A 20040-nucleotide genomic window follows, 5' to 3' on the forward strand; every position below is an offset into this window, starting at 1 on the left:
CGATAGCAATACTCTTATTTTTTATAAGTAAGATAGTAAACGTTTACGAAACTTTATACAAAGTTTCACAAAACACAATAAAATGCCTTTAAATTTATGACAGCAAGTAAGCTGCAAACATAAATCTAAAACCATAACGTCTTACTTATTATTTATGAACTGTCCGATACATGGCTTGTCCGCATAATGGAAAAGCTCCGTTACCGGAAAGTGTATATAATATATATCCTATATTATATACTATATACACCTATGTTAACATAAAAATGATTCCTAATTATTTGATATTGAGTGTATAACGTAGTGCTGACAAGGTATGAAAGCGTATAAAATATTTTGTTCCAGTTAGAAATGTATATACATATAAAGAAAAAAAGGAAAAAATGAACAAATTCATGTTCGTTTTTTCCTTTTTCCTATTATTCACCTTCTACAATTAGCATCGATGTGTTACCGCTTTTTTCAAGATGGCATTCGCCCCAAGTACAAAGAGAATCAAGAATGGACTCTAAAGACCAACCGTATTCTGTAAGTGAATATTCTACTTTTGGTGGTACTTGATTGTATACCTTTCTTTGAATAACCCCATCGTCTTCTAATTCACGTAATTGCTGAGTTAACATTTTTTGTGTAATCCCAGGCATTAAACGTTTTAGTTCACTCGTTCTTTTTGTGCCTTTCGTTAGATGACAAAGGATAACAACCTTCCATTTTCCACCGATAACCTCTAAAGTCGCTTCAACGGGAATATTATATTTCTTCATATAAAAATCTCCTTTGATGAATGTAGATTTAAGTTCTCCAACAAAAGAAGCTAAATAATTAAATGTTACTAAAAAGTGCCTATAGCACTTTAAAGTACGTACTTTTTATCATGTTGAATATGTTCCATAATAGCATACGTAAGAGGGAAATGAGTAGTACGGTACTAAAAAGTGCCTATGTTACTTTTAGGTACCTATCGTACTTTTAAGTGCGTTCTTCAAAAAAAGAGTAAAGCCATTCATAATAGCGTATATCAACAGTAAAGTTATTTTTGTAGAAGATAAAAAGGCCTTTTTATCATACTATTATGATTGGATTTCTCGCATTAAGGAGGAGTTCAATTGAATTCATATACAGTATCTTCTTCGGTTATGCAGACGAATCGGAGAAGTATGTTTGCTTTATTAGCACTAGCAATTAGTGCGTTTGGAATTGGTACAACTGAATTTATTAGTGTCGGCTTATTACCATCTATCTCAGAGGATTTACATGTTTCTGTTACAACAGCGGGGTTAACTGTTTCTTTATATGCATTAGGAGTAGCGTTTGGTGCTCCAGTATTAACGTCATTAACAGCTAGTATGTCGCGAAAGACGTTATTAATGTGGATTATGATTATTTTCATTATTGGTAATGGAATTGCGGCGGTAGCAACAAGTTTTACTGTGTTACTTATTGCGAGGGTTGTATCTGCATTTGCGCATGGTGTTTTTATGTCAATTGGATCTACAATTGCGGCTGCGCTTGTACCTGAGAATAAACGTGCAAGTGCAATAGCATTTATGTTTACTGGTTTAACTGTTGCGACTATTACAGGTGTACCAATTGGAACATTTATCGGTCAACAATTTGGCTGGAGGGCCTCGTTTATTGTTATTGTGGCCATTGGAATCGTTGCTTTAATCGCCAATAGTATGCTAATTCCTTCTAATTTAAAAAAAGGTACGTCTGTATCATTTCGCGATCAATTTAAGCTGATTAAGAATGGAAGACTGTTACTTGTATTTATTATTACTGCATTAGGATACGGGGGAACGTTCGTAACATTTACGTATTTATCTCCGTTATTACAAGAAGTAACAGGATTTAAAGCAAGTACCGTTACAATTATTTTGTTAGTATACGGAATTGCAATTGCGATTGGGAATATGGTCGGGGGAAAATTATCAAATCATAATCCGATTCGAGCGTTATTTTACATGTTCTTTATTCAAGCGATTGTATTATTTGTTTTAACATTTACAGCGCCATTTAAAGTCGCTGGGTTCATCACAATTATTTTCATGGGACTATTCGCATTTATGAATGTTCCAGGGCTACAAGTGTATGTTGTTATATTAGCTGAGAGGTTTGTACCTAGCGCTGTTGATGTAGCATCGGCGATTAACATTGCAGCATTTAACGCAGGAATTGCTCTTGGTGCTTACTTGGGCGGTATTGTAACGAACTCGTTAGGATTAATTCATACGGCTTGGGTAGGTGGAATTATGGTAGTAGGTGCTGTTGTTTTAACTGCGTGGAGTATGACATTAGAAAAAAGAGATCAAGTAAAATAAAAGGAGAGAAAATAAAATGAAAAACTTACAAAGTAAAACAGTATTAAATAATGGTGTAGAAATGCCTTGGTTCGGTTTAGGTGTATTTAAAGTAGAGGATGGACCAGAACTTGTAGAAGCAGTGAAATCGGCGATTAAAGCAGGATACCGCAGCATTGATACAGCTGCAATTTACGGAAATGAAAAAGCTGTAGGTGAAGGAATTCGCGCAGGTATAAAAGAAGCAGGCATTTCTCGTGAAGATTTATTCATTACTTCAAAAGTGTGGAATTCGGATCAAGGATATGAAACGACACTTGCTGCATATGAAGAAAGCTTAAAAAAATTAGAGCTGGATTATTTAGATTTATACCTTGTTCATTGGCCTGTAGAAGGGAAATACAAAGATACGTGGAGAGCGTTAGAAACACTTTATAAAGAAAAACGCGTACGTGCAATTGGGGTAAGTAATTTCCAAATTCATCACTTACAAGATGTAATGAAAGATGTAGAAATTAAACCAATGATTAACCAAGTAGAATACCACCCTCGTTTAACACAAAAAGAATTACAAGCTTTCTGTAAAGAACAAGGTATTCAAATGGAAGCATGGTCACCATTAATGCAAGGTCAATTATTAGATAATGAAAAATTACAAGAAATTGCTGAGAAACACGGTAAAACAACAGCGCAAGTTATTTTACGTTGGGATCTTCAAAATGGAGTAATCACTATTCCAAAATCAACGAAAGAACACCGCATTATTGCAAATGCCGATATATTTAATTTCGAATTAACGAAAGAAGATATGGAAAAAATCGATGCGTTAAATCAAAATCACCGTGTTGGTCCAGATCCTGATAACTTCGATTTCTAAGATTAAAGTAAGAAAGAAGAGTGCGTAAAAGCACTCTTTTTTTGTGCATAAAAATAGTTTCTAAATAAATACTACTTAGTATTAAGTTTGTGATAAGGGGCTGTAAACATGAATATAAAGCAATCGTTCAAGATTTTAGCTATGTTTTTAAGTGTTTTATTTGTGTTATTCCCGCTTCAAAAAGCATTTGCAGAAGTTATGGACCATACAAAGTATGAAATGAATTGGAGTTATAGTAAGTCAAAGAAGAAACCAATTCGAACAGAGCTTATTAAAACCGCAGATGGCAAAATTGCTTTTTGCTTAAATGTAGATTTGAAATCTCCAAGCGGTCAAGATTTACCGGAAATGGGGAAAGTGGATATTAACGTATACCGTGTACTATTGAATGGATATCCACAAAAGAGTCCACAAGAATTAGGTGTTTCTGATTGGAGAGAAGCACATTACGCAACGCAGCTTGCAGTGTGGAATGCGTTAAAACAAATCGATATTAATGATTTAGATTTCCGCAATAAAAATGTAGAGAAAGTAACGAAAGACATCGTTGCAAAAGCAAGCGCTAGTGAAGAGTTACAAGAAATTACGATGAGTGTAACTCCTACAGAAGAACAAGAAGCAGTATTAAAAAATGATTTCTTTGAAACAGGTTTATATACAGTAGAAACAAATGCAAAAAGCGGAACGTATAAAGTGCAAGCAACAGGTGCACCAGCGGGCGTGAAATTTGCAAATGAAAAAGGCGAAACAAAAACAGAATTTAATGTAGGAGAAAAGTTCCGCATTTTAATTCCGAAACAAACACCAGCTGGTGGATTTAGCTTTAAAGTATCAGGAAATTTAACGAAATTACAAGGGATTGCGCATAAAGGTACACCGACTATTCAAAATGCAGTAGTATTACTTGAGCGTAGTGAAGAAAAAACAAGTCCAGAGTTAGCGGTAAGTTGGAAAAAGGCTGAGGCTCCAAATAAACCAAATAAGCCATATACTCCAAATGAACCGCATAAACCGAATCAAAAGAGATAATGAAAAAGCATTGGCATATGCCAATGCTTTTTCATATGAATTCTTTAAAGGTATATCAAGATAATAATTAATCGAGTGAAACACTATTTTAACGTTTTAAAAAGTATTTAAAAATAATAAAATGTGACAAAATCTAAACGTTACAATAAATAGATTTTATTCACGAAATTGTAACATTATTCTAATTAGAGAGGCTATCAAACAAAGTGTAAAGCGTGTAAAATTCATTTGGAAAAACTACCTATAGATGGTCATATATGAAGAAAATGTAAGTTTTTATTGTTATTTTTATTTTTAGATGTATAGATGACAATACTGAAAAATATCTTTTACTATTCTCTTTTTTATGTAGCAAGAGAACTCATCACAAATAGAGAGAAGTGAGGAGGGCATATTACATAAAAATTTTACAATGTAAGAAAGCGAATGCATGGAGAGAAATGCGGTAGTAATAGATACAGGTGCGCGAGGTGTTAGTCCATTCATCAAATGTTTTTATAGAAATAATAGGATTACTTATTAGATGAATATATAGGGTAGTTTATCTAAATAAAGGAACAGGGGACACAGATTATGTCGAAGAAAAAGACGAGTAGGGTATTAGTAGCTGGAATATGTATATCTACATTATTATCGCCAGTAGCTTTCGAAGCATCGAAAGGATATGCAGCACCTTTGGAAGAAAATAAAGGTGGGAAATTAGAAGAGGTAAAAGAGAATAAGTTTGAGCAGAGAGTATTTCAGTTGCCGGGGAAAGGTAGCGTAGAAGAAGAAAATAATCGTTTAAGAGTTACTTGGAAACTTTCCGCTAATGAACCGACTGGAATTTATGCAGAGCCAAATGAAGAGATTACAATTGACATAAAAGGAACGCAGTCTATCCAAGCTTTTATTGGAACGAGATCTTATGATGAAAAGGACCCAGAGGAGTTTGATTTAAAACCAGGGAAAAATGTTATTTCATCTTCAAGAGGCGGTATTTTATATTTTTATAATATGAATAACGAAGGAGAAGTAACAGCTTCCGTTACAAATGGTGGTAGTCACTTTCCTTTATTTATTTTAGGTAAGCATACAAAAAAAGATTGGGATGAAATGTTAAAAAAATATAAGGATCCTTATGCAGTTGAATTAAAAGGTGAGAGAAGCTTAATTACTACTACTTACGATTCTGTGCAGAAATATATGAAGAATACGGATCCAACAGATTTAATGAAATTGCATGATAAGATTATCCGTTTAGAAAACGCAGTGGCAGGATTATCTGAGGACAGTGTTGGGGTTGCAAAATCTCCAACTCATTATGTTCAGTTTGTTGAAAAACGGAAGCCTGCTAAAGGGGACTTTATGTTTGCAAAACATTATCATACAGGATATATTCCAACTGCAATGAATAGAGTTTTAGATATAGAGGTACTTGAGAAGGATGGATGGGGACCGTGGCATGAAGTTGGTCATTTACATCAGCAAGAACCGTGGAAGTGGTCTAAAGTAAGGGAAGTAACAGTAAATATTTACTCATTAGCTGTTCAAAAGGCGTTAGGGAATCAATTAGAAATGGATGAGCACTATAAAAACTCATTTGAGTATTTAGAGAAGCCTAAAGCAGAAAGATTCATTGATGACATTAATCCTCTTACAATGTTTTGGCAATTAAATGTAGTGTATGGAGAACATTTTTATCCTAGGTTACATCAAGCTTATCGTTTGTTACCTCAGAGTGAAATGCCTCATTCTGATGAAGAGAAAAAGCAGCTATTTATTTATATGACATCGCAAGTGGCAGGGCAAAATTTAATTCCTTTCTTTGAGGAATGGGGATTAACACCAAATGATGATATTAGAGAGAAAATAGAAAAATCAAAGTTACCTAAATTAGAAAAGGAAATCTGGAAAGCTACAGATAGTAATGATATTCGTGAGAAGCAAGTTGAACCGTATAAGGTTCCATATGGTGAACCTGCTAATGAAGTACAAAATCTTTTAGTTGGTACAGATTCTGACGAGAATGAAGCAAGTAAACTTGTTCGAAATTTAGGTGAGAATGTAAAAGTAACAGGAAAGATTGTATGGCCTAAACTAGAGAATGGTAAACAGGAAGTGTTAGTAGAAATTGGGGATGAGAAAGGAAATAAAAATTCAATTCCTGTCCAAGTTAACGGATTTTATGATGACAGTATAGTTTTTCAAGGACTTTCAGATGATGTAATGTCGACAGTGACACTTCACCACAATAAGAAGAAATTAAATGTAAACTTTACTAATAATGAAATACATTACCGTTTTGAAAAAGAAGAATATATGGGCTTAACGCTATATGATCGAAATGGGATTGAAAAGAAACGCGTATCTGCAGAAGGACAAGAAACGGGAAAAAGATTTGCGATGGAACTAAATGAATTGGATTTTGAATATGGTGATGTAGTAAAAGTATTCCATGCAGAACCGGATCGTCTGAAGTGGTACCAAAATAATACACTTGTAGATCAAGGGAAGGCTAAAAATAAAAAAGAGAAATTATTCCAAATCACTGAGCAAGGGTTCGAATTAAAAGATAGTTTACAAGAAGTGACGGCGAAACCGCAAAAAGTAGTAGTCGGAATGGATGTAGACAAACTAGATCCGAAAGAATTTGTACAAGTAAAAAATGGAGAAGTGGTTGGTTTTGCAGAAAAACCAAATACATCAAAAATCGGAGAACAAAAAGTAAAAGTAGAAACGAAAGATCGATTTGGAAATAAGAAAGTGACAGAAGTTCCTCTAACAGTAACATATGGAGATAGCCTACTTGTATATGGGCTAAGCTATAGAGATGGTGACTTAAAATCAATTGTAACTTTGCATCATGATACGAAAAAACTGAGTGCGACAGATACAAAGAACCTAATTCATGATTACTTTAAAGATGAAAAGTATTTTGAATTCACATTGTACGATAAAGAAGGAAGAGTGAAGAAAAATATAGCAGTAAAAGGTTTAGAGAATACGCAAGAATTTGCTAAGGAAGTAAATGGAATTGCATTTGAGTATGGAGATGTAGTGAAAGTATATCATGCGGAATCTTCTCGTTTACATTGGTATCAAAAAGATGTATATGTGGGCGAAGGAAAAAGTAAAGAGATAAAGGAATTAGTCTTCAAAATAACTGAAAATGGATTTGAAAGATTAGACGGTGAGCAAACAGTAAAAGCAAATCCGCAGCAAGTAGTAATCGGAACAAATAGCGAAACGCTAGACGTGAAGAACTTTGTTGAAGTACAGGGTGGAGAAGTAGTAGATTTTGTAGGGAAAATAGATATGACAAAAATTGGTCAGCAAACAGTGAAAGTAGAAACGAAAGATCGTTTTGGAAATAAGAAAGTGACGGAAGTTCCTGTAGAAGTGACATATGGGGATAGTCTAGTCTATCAAGGTGTGTCCGATGTTACACGTTCAATTATTACGTTAAACCACGCTGAAAAGAAATTACATGCAACATTTACAAATGATGAGATTCATTATCGCTTTGTAAATGAACAGTATATAGGCCTTACGATTTATGATCAAAATGGAACTGAGAAAAAGCATGTAACCGCAGAAGGACAAGAAACTTCGCAGAATTTTGCAGAACAAGTAAATGGTATGGCGTTCGAGTATGGTGACGTATTGAAAGTGTATCATGCCGAGTCAGATCGTTTAAGTTGGTATAAAAAGAGTGAGTTAGTTGGAAAAGGAGATAAGAAAAAGTTTAAAGAAATTTCCTTTAAGATTACTCCAAATGGTTTAGAGCAAGTGCAATAATAAGAAAAAGCTCGTAAAACATTATGTTTTACGAGCTTTTTTATTATTCAGCTTCAGAAACTACTGTGAAGCGTTCGTTTACATGTTTTGGGTTTTCAATCTCATCAAGTGCTGCAACTGCGAAGTCTTCGTAACTTACGTAGCTATCACCTTTTGAGTTAACAAGAAGATTGTCTTTGCCAGCTTTGTAAGAACCAGTGCGTTTTCCTAATGCGAATAGTGCAGAAGGGCTGATGAATGTCCAAGTGATATCATTTGTTTGTTGTAAAATTTCTAAGTTTTTACCTTGGTTTTGAGCTGTTGCAAGATATTCTTTCGGGAAACCTGGTGTCTCAAATACACGTGTTGTTTTCTCTTCGTCTACAAATAAGCTTCCAGCGCCTCCAACTACAAGTAATTTTGTATTTGGTGCGCCTTTCATAGCTTCAATAAGTACGTTTCCTGCATCTACGTGAAGGTGTTCTTCGCCTGCTGGAGCACCGAATGCATTTACAACTACGTCAAATGCCTGCAGGTCGTTAGATGTAAGAGAGAATACATCTTTCTCTAAAACTTTTACGTTTTCTTCTGTAATTTTTGCAGCGTTTCTTACGATTGCAGTTACTTCATGTCCGCGATCCAATGCTTCTTTTAAAATACGACTTCCTGCTTTACCAGTTGCTCCGATAATTCCGATTTTCATAATAAATCCCTCCAAAGTGTTTTGTTAAAGTGTATATCTGAAAGTAAATGAATTTGTTGTAATTAGGTTTGTTACAACCTGTTGTAATCATTATAGTTACAGGTTGGTATTTTTGTCAATAGGGTTGTTTGTGAATTTATTTTTTGTTTTAGTATGCACAGTTAGAGGGAGGGTAGTCAGTCATAAAGATATTGTTACTGTGAACCTGGCTAATATTTGGAAATTGCAAATTGTCGAAAAATGTTGATTTTTGAATGTTTTTTAAATATAATTCGTTTTATGGAGAAAAGGAGGGGTTAATTGTATGAATATTTTAGAGCAATTTATTTCATCAACAAATACAATTCTTTGGTCATATATTCTTATTGCAATGTTAATTGGTTTAGGGCTTTATTTTTCTATTAAATTGAAATTCGTACAAATTACTCATTTAGGGGAAATGATTCGTTTAATGAGTGATGGGTTAACTGGAAAGACACGTAAAAAAGGCAGTGTATCTTCTTTCCAAGCATTTTGTATGAGTTCTGCAGCTCGTATTGGTATCGGTAACTTAGCTGGTGTAGCGTTAGCTATTTCTATGGGAGGACCTGGAGCAGTATTTTGGATGTGGGTTATTGCGATTATCGGGGCTTCTTCAAGTTTCGTAGAAAGTACGCTTGCACAAATTTATAAAATAAAAGATGGCAGTGGCTTCCGTGGTGGTCCTGCTTATTATATGGAAAAAGGTTTAAATAAACGTTGGATGGGGATTTGGTTCTCTATTCTGATTACAATTAGTTACGGTTTAATTTTCAACTCAGTACAAGCAAACACAGTTACATTAGCGTTTAAAAATGCATTTGGTATTGAGCGTTACGTTGTTGGGATTGTATTAGCAGTATTAGTTGCGGTTATTATTTTTGGTGGTGTAAAAAGTATTGCACGTATGTCGGAAATGATTGTTCCGCCAATGGCAATTCTTTATATTGCGGTAGCGATTTTCGTTGTTATTAAAAACTTCTATTTACTACCAGATGTGTTTACAGAAATCTTTAAAGGTGCATTTGGTTTAGATTCAGCTGTAGGCGGTGGTATCGGTGCTGCGATGAAATATGGTATTCAGCGCGGATTATTTGCGAACGAAGCAGGTATGGGTAGTGCGCCGAACGCGGCAGCAACAGCTGATGTAACGCATCCAGCCAAACAAGGTTTTATTCAAACAATCGGGGTTTTAGTAGATACATTCTTAGTATGTACATCAACAGCATTTATCGTACTATGTTCTGGTGCATATAAAGCAACGAATTTAGAAGGTATTGAACTAACACAAAATGCATTAAGCTCACAAATTGGCCCATGGGCGAGCAGTTTCTTAGCGATTATTATTTTCTTATTCGCTTTCAGTTCACTTCTAGGAAACTACTACTATGGTGAAACAAATATTGAATTTATTAAGCAAAGCAAAACGTGGTTAACAATTTACCGTATTGCGGTAGTTGGAATGGTATTATTCGGTTCTGTTGCGACGCTTCAAGTTGTATGGAATATGGCAGACTTATTTATGGGTCTAATGGTAATAACGAACTTAATTGCGATTACACTTCTTGGCCGATTTGCGTACGCGGCATTAACAGACTATGTAAGGCAAAAGAAACAAGGGAAAGATCCAGTCTTCAGTGCAGATTCTATTCCTGGTTTAACGAATACAGAGTGCTGGGATAAGCCAGTGGTAACAGATAAAGAAAAAGCAGTGTAATTGAAAAGGCGAGCATCGAGGTAAATTTGATGCTCGCCTTTTTTGTTGTAGTAAATGATGAAAAGGGTGAGGGGTAATTATTAATATAACTTTTTTGTTTGTTCCTCTCGTTATTTGTGGGGAACGTACTGTTTTAAAAGTATGGCTGGGCGAAGAGGATAAGAGATTGAGTATTGGATAAATGCATGTAATAGCTATATTTTTATGAAAAAAACAAGTATGTTAATATAGTTAACGTATTCATGTCATGAAACCTAACATAAAGTTCTTGATTACTAAAAGTTTTTAGAATATAATTTTCTTATTGTTAGGAAGAGGGGGCAATGCAAATATGGATTTTTTAGCTAGGGTAATTGGGGATGTAAATAATATCCTTTGGTCATATGTCATTATTGCGATGTTAATTGGGTTAGGGCTCTATTTTTCATTTCGTGTGAAATTTGTCCAAGTTCGTTACTTCGGTGAAATGATTCGATTACTTGGGGATGGAGCAAGCTCGAAAACGAGAAAAGCGCAAAAAGAGAAGAGTGGCGTATCATCATTCCAAGCATTTTGTATGAGTACAGCTTCTCGTGTAGGTACTGGTAACTTAGCTGGTGTAGCTATCGCAATCTCAGCGGGTGGTCCAGGAGCAGTATTTTGGATGTGGTTAATCGCGGTAATTGGGGGTGCTTCTGCATTTGTAGAGAGCACATTAGCGCAAATTTATAAAGTGAAAGATGGGAATGCATTCCGTGGGGGCCCAGCGTATTATATGGAAAAGGGTTTAAATAAACGCTGGTTAGGTGTTGTGTTCTCTGTTCTAATAACAGTAAGTTTCGGATTGATTTTTAATGCTGTACAGTCTAATACTGTAGCGGCAGCTTTTGATGGGGCATTCAAAACAGATAGTAGATTAGTCGGTCTTGTTATGGCTGGTTTACTTGCAGTTATTATTTTCGGTGGAGTAAAACGAATTGCACGCGCGGTTGAAATGATTGTTCCAGTAATGGCAATTATTTATGTAGCAGTGGCATTATTCGTTGTCGTAACAAACATTACGTCAATTCCATATGTATTTAAAGAAATTTTCTTACATGCTTTCGGAATTAAAGAAGTAGTAGGCGGAGGATTAGGAGCTGCGATTTTATTAGGGGTAAAACGTGGGTTATTCTCAAATGAAGCAGGTATGGGTAGTGCGCCGAACGCAGCAGCGACTGCAAACGTAACGCATCCAGTTAAACAAGGTTTTATTCAAACTTTAGGGGTATTTACAGATACATTATTAATTTGTAGTTGTACAGCATTTATTATTCTTTTATCAGATGTGCATAATGCAGCTGATTTAAATGGAATTCAATTAACGCAGCAGGCGTTAAGTCAACATATCGGTCCATGGGCTTCTATATTTGTAGCAGTTGCAATCTTCTTGTTTGCATTTAGTTCATTAGTAGGTAACTACTACTATGGTGAAACAAATATTGAATTCTTAAATGGAAGTAAAGTGCTATTAACAGCGTACCGCATTGCTGTACTTGGTATGGTTATGTTAGGATCTGTAGCGACAATTCAAATCGTTTGGGATGTAGCAGATTTATTCATGGGTATTATGGCTGTTATTAACTTAGTGGCGATTGTATTCCTCTCTAAGTATGCTTTTGCGGCATTATCAGATTACGTAAAGCAAAAGAAACAAGGGAAAGATCCGGTATTCTATGCGGATTCTATTCCAGGTTTAAAAAATACAGAGTGCTGGGATAAGTCAGCAGTAGCTGATAAAGAAAAAGCAGTATAATGAGGTGAGCATCAAGTGAAACTTGATGCTCATTTTTTGTTTTATCCAGTTGTTTATAGATGGTAAAAGACGAACATTTATGAGCATTTCATAATTAAATGTAATTTTTTAAAGAAAAGTGCGGATATGAGTTGTGATTTATGTTAGAATGGAAAATGCCTTTGAAACAAGAGTTTTTATGACATTTCCTATCCAATCGAAGGTTACGGAGGAGAAATGGAAAGTTCGGATTATTTCTTGTTTTGAATGGTCAGACGTTCAACGTTAATGAAGAGTTAAATGGAGGATTTTATTAATGAAGTTTGTTATGTTCCTTGTAGGATTACTCGTTGTATTTGTACTCGGTTTTCTTATAAGTGCCGATCGAAAGAAGATTAAGTATAAACCAATCGCAATTATGCTTATTATTCAGCTAGCATTATCTTATTTCTTATTAAATACGCAAGTTGGTTATATTTTAGTAAAAGGAATTTCAGATGGATTTGGCGCACTTCTTGGATATGCGGAAGCTGGAATCGTTTTCGTATTTGGTGGTCTTGTTAATAAAGGAGAGGTTTCATTCTTCTTAACAGCGCTATTACCAATCGTATTCTTTGCGGTTTTAATCGGAATTCTGCAACACTTTAAAATTTTACCGATATTTATTCGTGCTATTGGTACGTTGTTAAGTAAAGTAAATGGTCTAGGAAAACTAGAATCATATAATGCAGTAGCAGCTGCCATTGTTGGACAAGCAGAAGTATTTATTACAGTAAAAGATCAATTAAGTAAAATCCCAAAACATCGTTTATATACATTATGTGCATCTTCTATGTCGACAGTGTCGATGTCAATCGTTGGTTCTTATATGAAAATGATCGAACCGAAATATGTAGTAACAGCACTTGTATTAAATTTATTTAGTGGTTTCATTATCATTCATATTATTAACCCGTACGATATTACAGAAGAAGAAGATACACTGAAATTAGAAAATAAGAAAAAACAATCATTCTTTGAAATGCTAAGCGAGTACATTATGCTTGGTTTCACGATTGCGATTACAGTAGCAGCTATGTTACTTGGTTTCGTAGCATTAATTACAGCAATTAATAGCTTGTTTGATTCAATGTTCGGTATTACATTCCAAGCTATTTTAGGATATATTTTCTCACCATTAGCATTCGTAATGGGTATCCCGCAAGCTGAGATGGTAACAGCGGGACAAATTATGGCAACAAAATTAGTATCAAACGAGTTTGTTGCGATGCTTGATCTTGGAAAAGTAGCTGGTGATTTATCGGCTCGTACAGTTGGTATCCTTTCTGTATTCCTTGTATCATTTGCGAACTTCTCATCTATCGGAATTATCGCAGGTGCAACGAAAGGTATCGATGAAAATCAATCAAATGTTGTATCATCATTTGGTCTACGCCTTGTGTACGGTGCGACATTAGTAAGTATTCTATCAGCAATTATCGTTGGTGTTATGTTATAAAAAAAGGATGGCTCTAGCTCATAGCTAGGGCTATTTTTATGGTAAATTTGCATGAAAAAACCAATTAATTAGGAATATATTAACATATAAAAATCTTTTAAAATTTATATTGCATTTCGTCTAGATAACGCTTACAATTTGATTTGTAGGTGGTATCAATTTCAGACTTTCAATTATGGTAGGAGAGAAGAAGCTACCTTTTATAAATTGCAATTTATGTAAACGCTTACTGATTTTAGATGACAGTTGAATAGTTTTAGGGGTTTTAAATTTTTTTAACAACAATGGTCAGACGTCATTCGTTATACGTTATACGACCAATAACTCGTGGGAGAAGTGGAGGATTCACATATGAAGTTCGTAATGTTTCTAGTCGGTTTACTTGTAGTGTTTGTACTAGGTTTCCTTATCAGTTCAGATCGTAAGAAAATTAAATATAAACCAATTGCACTTATGCTTGTCATTCAATTGGTACTTGCGTATTTCTTACTAAATACAAAGGTCGGATTCGTATTAGTAAAAGGAATCGCAGATGGATTTGGCGCTATTTTAAAATTTGCGGAAGCTGGGGTTAATTTCGTATTTGGTGGTCTAGCAAACGATGGACAAGCACCATTCTTCTTAACAGTATTATTACCGATTATTTTCTTAGCAGTATTAATCGGGATTCTGCAACATATTAAAGTTTTACCGATTATCATTCGTGCAGTCGGTTTCCTATTAAGTAAAGTTAACGGTTTAGGAAAACTAGAATCATATAATGCGGTAGCAGCTGCAATCGTTGGTCAAGGGGAAGTATTCATTACAGTAAAAGATCAACTAAGCAAATTACCGAAAAATCGTTTATACACACTTTGTGCATCTTCAATGTCTACAGTATCGATGTCAATCGTCGGTTCTTATATGAAAATGATTGATCCAAAATATGTAGTAACAGCACTTGTATTAAACTTATTCAGTGGATTCATTATCGTTCATATCATTAATCCATATGAAGTAAAAGAAGAAGACGATATTTTAGAATTACAAGAAGACAAGAAACAAACATTCTTTGAAATGTTAGGCGAATATATTATGCTTGGTTTCTCTATCGCTGTAACAGTAGCGGCGATGTTAATCGGTTTCGTAGCATTAATTACAGCAATTAACGGTGTATTCGATTCAATTTTCGGAATCACATTCCAAAGCATTTTAGGATACATCTTCTCACCATTAGCATTCGTAATGGGTATTCCAACATCAGAGATGCTACAAGCAGGACAAATTATGGCAACAAAATTAGTAACGAACGAATTCGTTGCAATGCTTGACCTTGGAAAAGTAGCTGGTGATTTATCAGCTCGTACAGTAGGTATTTTATCTATCTTCCTTGTATCATTTGCGAACTTCTCGTCTATCGGAATTATCGCAGGTGCAACGAAGAGTATCGATGGCAAACAAGCAAACGTTGTATCATCATTCGGTTTAAAACTTGTATACGGTGCAACATTAGTAAGTATATTATCAGCGATTATCGTTGGGGTTATGCTTTAATAAATTAAGAAAAGCAATGAGCGTAGGCTCATTGCTTTTTTTGTTTAACTTGCTTTATCCAAGTCTCTTTTAAAACGTGGTTTCTCTAAATAAGTTCCCAGTCTCCACACATATTCCACTGGCCCCATTCGGTATTTCTGGAGCCAATAGGTGCTAACGAATAATTGAATCGTATAAATTCCGATGGTTAAAAGAATACCGAAGAAATAGCCGATTTTCCCGTATAAGCCAAATCCATATGCGTAAAAAATAGTTGTTGCGATAATAGATTGCGCTAAGTAATTACTAACGGACATTTTCCCCATGTTCGCCATGTATGTTAGTAGACGGGTTGCTTTTTTGTAATGGAATAATAAAATGATTGTGCTTCCGTAAAAGAAGGTCATAGTTACTGGTGTAAGGCCATCTTGTAACATAATTAAAAGCGGGTGCTTTACGAACATAGCTAAGATTTTAATTGTAAAAGAGAAGAGACCGGTGGCAAACCATATTTTTTTGACAGCAGGTATATGTTTATTGACCTCAAATAGCCAGCCTTTTTTCCCTACATACATTCCGAGTAGGAACAGTGGAGACATAAAAATTATTGCGAAAACTGATATGAAAAATAATCCGAATGCACCGTCAATTCCCATGTAATCAAAAGGATTTTCAGTCAATCTAAAGTTGACGTGATCCATATAGCTTCCAGTTTGATGGACTTTATGTTCTTTTTCAGTATAAGGTGCTAAATCATTTATATTTGTAGATGGATCAGTTTGATAAGACATAAGTGTAATAAGTGCGAGTAGAATAATCGCCCAAATGAGCAAAGTTTTCGGTTTTCGATTGATGAACATCATTAAGAAAATCCCAATTATTCCGTATGCAAATAAAATATCTCCCTCCCAAACAAAAGTGCCGTGAATGTAGCCGAGTAGTAAAAGAATGATAATACGTCTTATGTATGTGGGGAAGAATTTTTTTCCTTTTGCGATAATACTTTTTTGTAACAAAATAATGCTAAGTCCAAATAGAAAAGAAAATAGGGATATAAAGTTATGTGTGCCGAAGAATTGAATAAACCAATTAGCGCCTTTATCAAGATCGCCGAATAGATAAGTTGGTTTTTCACTGGTGAAGAACCCGAATTGAATTAATGTCATATTGACTAGTAAAATGCCAAACAAAGCGAAACCACGAATTGCATCAACAGCTTCTACACGTTGATTCATTTTTCCTCTCCTCGTATATTCGTTTTTATATTGAAAATAATACCATTTTATAGCTGGCACTATGTCAAATATGAGGAAATTTAAGGTGATTTTAAGATAGAGAGCAAACAAAAAAATCACCTTAATTCATGTATTAAGGTGATTGAAATATTATTCAGCTGGAGGCGTAAATGTACGTTTCTCTAATTCAGCATCTAGCATAAACAGTGCGTTTGAATCGCTTGTAATACGTTTTAATTTTTGAATGATGCTATCGAATGAAGCTTCTTCTTCAACTTGTTCGTCAACGAACCATTTTAAGAATGTAATTGTTGCATGTTCACGCTCGTCCCAAGCGATATCAGATAAGTTGTAAATACGTTTCGTTACTTCACGCTCGTGCTCAAGTGCGACTTCAAAAGCGTTTAATACAGATTCGTATTCGTTATTCGGATTATCAAATCCAGTAATAATAGCGCGCTCTCCGCGGTCATTAATATAGTTGTAAAGCTTCATTGCGTGGAAACGTTCTTCTTCAGCTTGTACAAGGAAAAAGTTAGCGAATCCATCATAGCTCTCAGCTGTACAGTAAGCAGCCATTGCCATATAAGCATGGGCAGAGTAAAATTCAAAGTTCATTTGTTCATTTAATGCGTCGTGCAATTTTTTTGATAACATAAAATCCCCCTTAGTATTGTGACAAGAATATTATAACATAATTGATAATATTCTCATTTAGATGCTTCGAACCTTTTCGAAAGCTTTGTGACGTGTGCATCCATAATGTCTTGTAAGTCTAAATCATATTTTTGCGAAAGAATAATAAGGTTAGATAGTACATCGCCAAGTTCTTCTTTTAGTTCTTGTTTTAGCTCTTCTTCTGTTTTCGCATCTTCATCAGGGCGATCGCGGCCAATTTCAATAGCACGAACGACTCGTGAAACTTCCCCAACTTCCTCGGTTAAGAAATTTAAGCGAATAAAGGCATTATACTGTGACCAGCTTCGTTTTTCGTAAAATTCCTCAACCCATCTTTGAAATGCAACGATATCCATTTCTTCCTCATCTCCTCAATATGTTGTACAATGTTCATTGTATCATAACAATATATAGTTTCGGGGTGTAGGGATGAGAAAGATTTGTGTGTTTGCAGGTTCTAATTTAGGGGAGAGACCAGAATTTAAAGAGCAGGCAATTCAGTTAGGTAAAATGTTTGTTGAGAACGACTATGAGCTCGTATACGGTGGTTCATGTGTCGGATTAATGGGAGAAGTAGCAAACGAAGTTCTTCGTTTAGGTGGACGTGTAACAGGTGTTATGCCGCGCGGTCTATTCCGAGGAGAAATTGTGCATACAGGATTAACAGAATTAATTGAAGTAGAGACGATGCACGAACGTAAAGCTAAAATGGCAGAGCTTGCAGATGCTTTTATTGCGCTTCCAGGCGGATACGGAACGTTTGAAGAACTATTTGAAGTTGTATGTTGGTCACAAATTGGTATACATAATAAGCCGGTTGGTTTATTAAACATAAAAGGTTTTTACGGACCAATTTTGCAAATGGTTGAACGTGCAGCGGAAGAAGGATTTATGAATCCATCAAATAAAGAATTGATCGTTTCAGCAGAGACAGCAGATAAACTGATTCATGCAATCCAAAATTATGAGCGTCCTGTTTTGGGAACGAAGTGGAAGCAACTATCATAGCAAATACGGAAACACATGTCGTTTTAATTTAAGATGGCATGTGTTTTTAATTTGGTTAAATATGTTAATTTTTAGATGTAATGTTTTTGGAAAAGGAGAAAGAGATGGAGGAGTTTGTGTATTTAAGACCGGTCTTTAAAAGTATTTTAGCAGCATCTATTCTTGTTATGCTAATTGTTTTGAGACAGAAGAAAGAGTTGATTAATGAATTTTCGCTTTGGTTTATCTCGGTATTGTGTATCGGTGTTTCCGCGATAACGTTGTTTATGTCTGGGTTTATTGTTGATGAGTATAATCTAGGTGGAGATCCACAATCGTTTTGTATGTTTATTGCGATTGGTTGTATTAGTGGTCTGAATTTCATTATTTATTACAGAAGGCAATAAAAAGAGGCATTCCGTATTACTTTGGAATGCCTTTATTATTTTGATTGCTTTGTTTTTTATACAGGTACCAGCCACCCCAGCCGCCACCAATTGCTACGACAACGAGGAAAGCATAGTCCTTAACCTCGACACGTATATTGAAAATATTAGTTATAAGTAAGAGAATCCCAACTGTTATTAACGCAAAAAATGCTCTAATTAAGTAGTCTTTCAACTGAACCACTCCCGTCATTTAAGTAGTAAATGATGAATTTGGAAAAGCCTTTTGGATCTATGATGCTAAAGGGTGTTTCCTATATTTTAACATAGATGAGATTGTAATATATTGATAAAAGTAGGGGAGAGGTGTTTGTTAATATTGTCGTGATTTGTCGATAAGTCGATATAATTGAAAAATCGCTGATATATTGGAGGGAATCGCCGATATAATTGGAAAATCGCTGATATGTTGGGGGGAATCGCCGATATATTGGAAAAATCGCTGATATAAATTTCATGTACCAGCATGCGCGATCAATCTATAGAAAAAAGCGACTCTAAACGAGCCGCTTCTGCTTTTAATGATATCCAGCTCCGGTAGCTAGAATGTTCGGTGGCTTCGCTTTTTCCTGCGAGGCAAAGAGCGTCTCTAAGTCAAAAGCTCCATCCCCCTCACATTCTGAGCAAGCCGCTTCCGCTTTTAGGTGATATCCAGCTCCAGCGGCTAGAACAGTCGGTTGTTTCACTCCTTCATTCGAGGCAAAAAGCGCCTCGTAATCAGGAGTTCCAACACCTTCCTGTTCTGAACGAGCCGCTTCCGCTTTTAAGTAATATCCAGCTCCAGCGGCTAGAATCTCCGGTCATTTCGCTCTCTCGCTCGAAGCAAAAAGCGCTTCAAGGTCGAGAGCTTGAAGTGCCCTGCGATTCTGAGCAAGCCGCTTCCGCTTTTAATTATTATTGATTCAAGAACGCACGTAGCATCCAAGCGTGTTTTTCTAGTTCTGTGTAGATGCCTAGTAGTAGGTCAGATGTCATTTCATCGTCAGAGTCTTGAGCGATTTCCATGCCTTTTTTCAGTTCGACTAGCATCATTTCGTAGTCTTTCATGATTGCTTCGACCATCCCTTCTGCAGTTTCTCCGTATGCTGCTTCTTGAATAGAAGATAGTTCTAAGTATTCTTTCATTGTTGCTACTGGTTTGCCGCCAATTGCTAAAATACGTTCTGCAATTTCATCGATGTGAGTAGCTGATTCTGTGTAAAGTTCTTCGAATTTCTCGTGTAATGTGAAGAATTGAGGTCCTTTTACGTACCAATGGAAGTTGTGAAGTTTTGTGAATAAAACGCTCCAGTCTGCTACTTGTTTGTTTAATACTTCGATTACTTGTTTGTTCATTATGATCAATCTCCTTTTGAGTTGTTATGTGATATCAATTACTAATTTATAATCATTATAATATAGTAATCTCTATAAATCAACCCTTTTGCTGGAATTAATTTGAACAAATTATGAACTGTTGTAAATAAAAGGCCCTATTACGGTGAAGTAATAGGGCCTTTGTTTGAGATATGGCTCTTGTTCTAAACGA

The 20040-nt window shown here is 35.3% G+C and carries 18 protein-coding genes; 10 read left to right on the forward strand and 8 right to left on the reverse strand.

The annotated features are described in order from the left end of the window. Nucleotides 1-419: 419 nt before the first annotated feature. Nucleotides 420-764: a winged helix-turn-helix transcriptional regulator gene (locus tag D1166_RS09505; RefSeq protein ID WP_000760475.1), complete on the reverse strand. Its 345-nt coding sequence runs from the start codon at nucleotides 762-764 to the stop codon at nucleotides 420-422. Between the two features lie 372 nt (nucleotides 765-1136). Between D1166_RS09505 and D1166_RS09510 the strand changes: the two genes are divergently transcribed. From D1166_RS09510 to D1166_RS09525, 4 genes are all read left to right on the forward strand, one after another. Continuing rightward, the gene (locus tag D1166_RS09510; protein WP_165851662.1) at nucleotides 1137-2321 is read left to right on the forward strand and encodes an MFS transporter; all 1185 of its coding nucleotides are present in this window, start codon (nucleotides 1137-1139) and stop codon (nucleotides 2319-2321) included. Nucleotides 2322-2337: 16 nt separating this feature from the next. Continuing rightward, nucleotides 2338-3177, forward strand: a complete 840-nt coding sequence (locus D1166_RS09515) for an aldo/keto reductase (RefSeq protein WP_098283684.1) — start codon at nucleotides 2338-2340, stop codon at nucleotides 3175-3177. A 108-nt stretch (nucleotides 3178-3285) separates the two neighbouring features. Continuing rightward, nucleotides 3286-4206 carry a thioester domain-containing protein gene (locus D1166_RS09520; protein ID WP_001022514.1) on the forward strand — a complete coding sequence of 307 codons (921 nt, stop codon included), beginning with the start codon at nucleotides 3286-3288 and terminating at the stop codon, nucleotides 4204-4206. A 573-nt stretch (nucleotides 4207-4779) separates the two neighbouring features. Then, nucleotides 4780-7986, forward strand: coding sequence for a putative mucin/carbohydrate-binding domain-containing protein (locus D1166_RS09525; protein ID WP_118043293.1), 3207 nt, complete (start codon nucleotides 4780-4782; stop codon nucleotides 7984-7986). A gap of 43 nt (nucleotides 7987-8029) precedes the next feature. Here D1166_RS09525 and D1166_RS09530 read toward each other — a convergent pair whose 3' ends face one another. Beyond that, entirely contained in the window at nucleotides 8030-8668 is a 639-nt protein-coding gene (locus D1166_RS09530) for an NAD(P)-dependent oxidoreductase (protein WP_000689896.1), read from the reverse strand. 304 nt (nucleotides 8669-8972) lie between these two features. On the opposite strand from D1166_RS09530, the gene D1166_RS09535 reads away from it, so the two are divergent. The 4 genes from D1166_RS09535 (at nucleotide 8973) to D1166_RS09550 (ending at nucleotide 15187) form a co-directional block, all read left to right on the forward strand. Then, complete coding sequence (locus D1166_RS09535; protein ID WP_087948316.1) at nucleotides 8973-10403, forward strand: alanine/glycine:cation symporter family protein; 1431 nt, start codon at nucleotides 8973-8975, stop codon at nucleotides 10401-10403. A gap of 331 nt (nucleotides 10404-10734) precedes the next feature. Further along, nucleotides 10735-12177, forward strand: coding sequence for an alanine/glycine:cation symporter family protein (locus tag D1166_RS09540; protein ID WP_000346417.1), 1443 nt, complete (start codon nucleotides 10735-10737; stop codon nucleotides 12175-12177). Between the two features lie 295 nt (nucleotides 12178-12472). After that, complete coding sequence (locus D1166_RS09545) at nucleotides 12473-13654, forward strand: NupC/NupG family nucleoside CNT transporter (protein WP_000673839.1); 1182 nt, start codon at nucleotides 12473-12475, stop codon at nucleotides 13652-13654. Between the two features lie 351 nt (nucleotides 13655-14005). Beyond that, nucleotides 14006-15187, forward strand: coding sequence for a NupC/NupG family nucleoside CNT transporter (locus tag D1166_RS09550; RefSeq protein WP_000673874.1), 1182 nt, complete (start codon nucleotides 14006-14008; stop codon nucleotides 15185-15187). 44 nt (nucleotides 15188-15231) lie between these two features. Here D1166_RS09550 and D1166_RS09555 read toward each other — a convergent pair whose 3' ends face one another. From D1166_RS09555 to D1166_RS09565, 3 genes are all read right to left on the reverse strand, one after another. Then, nucleotides 15232-16401, reverse strand: coding sequence for a DUF418 domain-containing protein (locus tag D1166_RS09555; RefSeq protein WP_053514361.1), 1170 nt, complete (start codon nucleotides 16399-16401; stop codon nucleotides 15232-15234). Between the two features lie 150 nt (nucleotides 16402-16551). Then, nucleotides 16552-17058 (reverse strand): ferritin, encoded by a 507-nt coding sequence (locus D1166_RS09560; RefSeq protein WP_000949403.1) that lies wholly within the window; start codon nucleotides 17056-17058, stop codon nucleotides 16552-16554. A 53-nt stretch (nucleotides 17059-17111) separates the two neighbouring features. After that, on the reverse strand, nucleotides 17112-17435 hold the full coding sequence (locus D1166_RS09565; protein WP_000355746.1) for a MazG nucleotide pyrophosphohydrolase domain-containing protein: 324 nt from the start codon (nucleotides 17433-17435) through the stop codon (nucleotides 17112-17114). Nucleotides 17436-17508: 73 nt separating this feature from the next. Between D1166_RS09565 and D1166_RS09570 the strand changes: the two genes are divergently transcribed. Both D1166_RS09570 and D1166_RS09575 read left to right on the forward strand, forming a co-directional pair. Further along, nucleotides 17509-18087, forward strand: coding sequence for an LOG family protein (locus tag D1166_RS09570; protein ID WP_001225751.1), 579 nt, complete (start codon nucleotides 17509-17511; stop codon nucleotides 18085-18087). Nucleotides 18088-18191: 104 nt separating this feature from the next. Continuing rightward, nucleotides 18192-18473 (forward strand): hypothetical protein, encoded by a 282-nt coding sequence (locus D1166_RS09575; RefSeq protein WP_000390910.1) that lies wholly within the window; start codon nucleotides 18192-18194, stop codon nucleotides 18471-18473. Nucleotides 18474-18489: 16 nt separating this feature from the next. Here the strand turns inward: D1166_RS09575 and D1166_RS09580 are convergent, their stop codons facing one another. From D1166_RS09580 to D1166_RS09590, 3 genes are all read right to left on the reverse strand, one after another. Beyond that, nucleotides 18490-18687, reverse strand: a complete 198-nt coding sequence (locus D1166_RS09580; RefSeq protein WP_098283593.1) for a hypothetical protein — start codon at nucleotides 18685-18687, stop codon at nucleotides 18490-18492. 343 nt (nucleotides 18688-19030) lie between these two features. After that, nucleotides 19031-19198 (reverse strand): hypothetical protein, encoded by a 168-nt coding sequence (locus tag D1166_RS31745; protein WP_255260595.1) that lies wholly within the window; start codon nucleotides 19196-19198, stop codon nucleotides 19031-19033. Nucleotides 19199-19406: 208 nt separating this feature from the next. After that, nucleotides 19407-19847 carry a Dps family protein gene (locus D1166_RS09590; RefSeq protein ID WP_001041895.1) on the reverse strand — a complete coding sequence of 147 codons (441 nt, stop codon included), beginning with the start codon at nucleotides 19845-19847 and terminating at the stop codon, nucleotides 19407-19409. Nucleotides 19848-20040: the final 193 nt, after the last annotated feature.

Origin of the sequence: Bacillus sp. ISO11, assembly GCF_003458115.1 — a bacterium.
Lineage (GTDB): Bacteria > Bacillota > Bacilli > Bacillales > Bacillaceae_G > Bacillus_A > Bacillus_A cereus.

Coding starts and splice junctions, on each gene's coding strand:
- D1166_RS09565 (WP_000355746.1), bottom strand. CDS start 17,435: ATGGATATCGTTGCATTTCAAAGATGGGTTGAGGAATTTTACGAAAAA.
- D1166_RS09535 (WP_087948316.1), top strand. CDS start 8,973: ATGAATATTTTAGAGCAATTTATTTCATCAACAAATACAATTCTTTGG.
- D1166_RS09510 (WP_165851662.1), top strand. CDS start 1,137: ATGCAGACGAATCGGAGAAGTATGTTTGCTTTATTAGCACTAGCAATT.
- D1166_RS09550 (WP_000673874.1), top strand. CDS start 14,006: ATGAAGTTCGTAATGTTTCTAGTCGGTTTACTTGTAGTGTTTGTACTA.
- D1166_RS09590 (WP_001041895.1), bottom strand. CDS start 19,847: ATGAACAAACAAGTAATCGAAGTATTAAACAAACAAGTAGCAGACTGG.
- D1166_RS09575 (WP_000390910.1), top strand. CDS start 18,192: ATGGAGGAGTTTGTGTATTTAAGACCGGTCTTTAAAAGTATTTTAGCA.
- D1166_RS09545 (WP_000673839.1), top strand. CDS start 12,473: ATGAAGTTTGTTATGTTCCTTGTAGGATTACTCGTTGTATTTGTACTC.
- D1166_RS09520 (WP_001022514.1), top strand. CDS start 3,286: ATGAATATAAAGCAATCGTTCAAGATTTTAGCTATGTTTTTAAGTGTT.
- D1166_RS09525 (WP_118043293.1), top strand. CDS start 4,780: ATGTCGAAGAAAAAGACGAGTAGGGTATTAGTAGCTGGAATATGTATA.
- D1166_RS09540 (WP_000346417.1), top strand. CDS start 10,735: ATGGATTTTTTAGCTAGGGTAATTGGGGATGTAAATAATATCCTTTGG.
- D1166_RS09555 (WP_053514361.1), bottom strand. CDS start 16,401: ATGAATCAACGTGTAGAAGCTGTTGATGCAATTCGTGGTTTCGCTTTG.
- D1166_RS09560 (WP_000949403.1), bottom strand. CDS start 17,058: ATGTTATCAAAAAAATTGCACGACGCATTAAATGAACAAATGAACTTT.
- D1166_RS09530 (WP_000689896.1), bottom strand. CDS start 8,668: ATGAAAATCGGAATTATCGGAGCAACTGGTAAAGCAGGAAGTCGTATT.
- D1166_RS09570 (WP_001225751.1), top strand. CDS start 17,509: ATGAGAAAGATTTGTGTGTTTGCAGGTTCTAATTTAGGGGAGAGACCA.
- D1166_RS09515 (WP_098283684.1), top strand. CDS start 2,338: ATGAAAAACTTACAAAGTAAAACAGTATTAAATAATGGTGTAGAAATG.
- D1166_RS09505 (WP_000760475.1), bottom strand. CDS start 764: ATGAAGAAATATAATATTCCCGTTGAAGCGACTTTAGAGGTTATCGGT.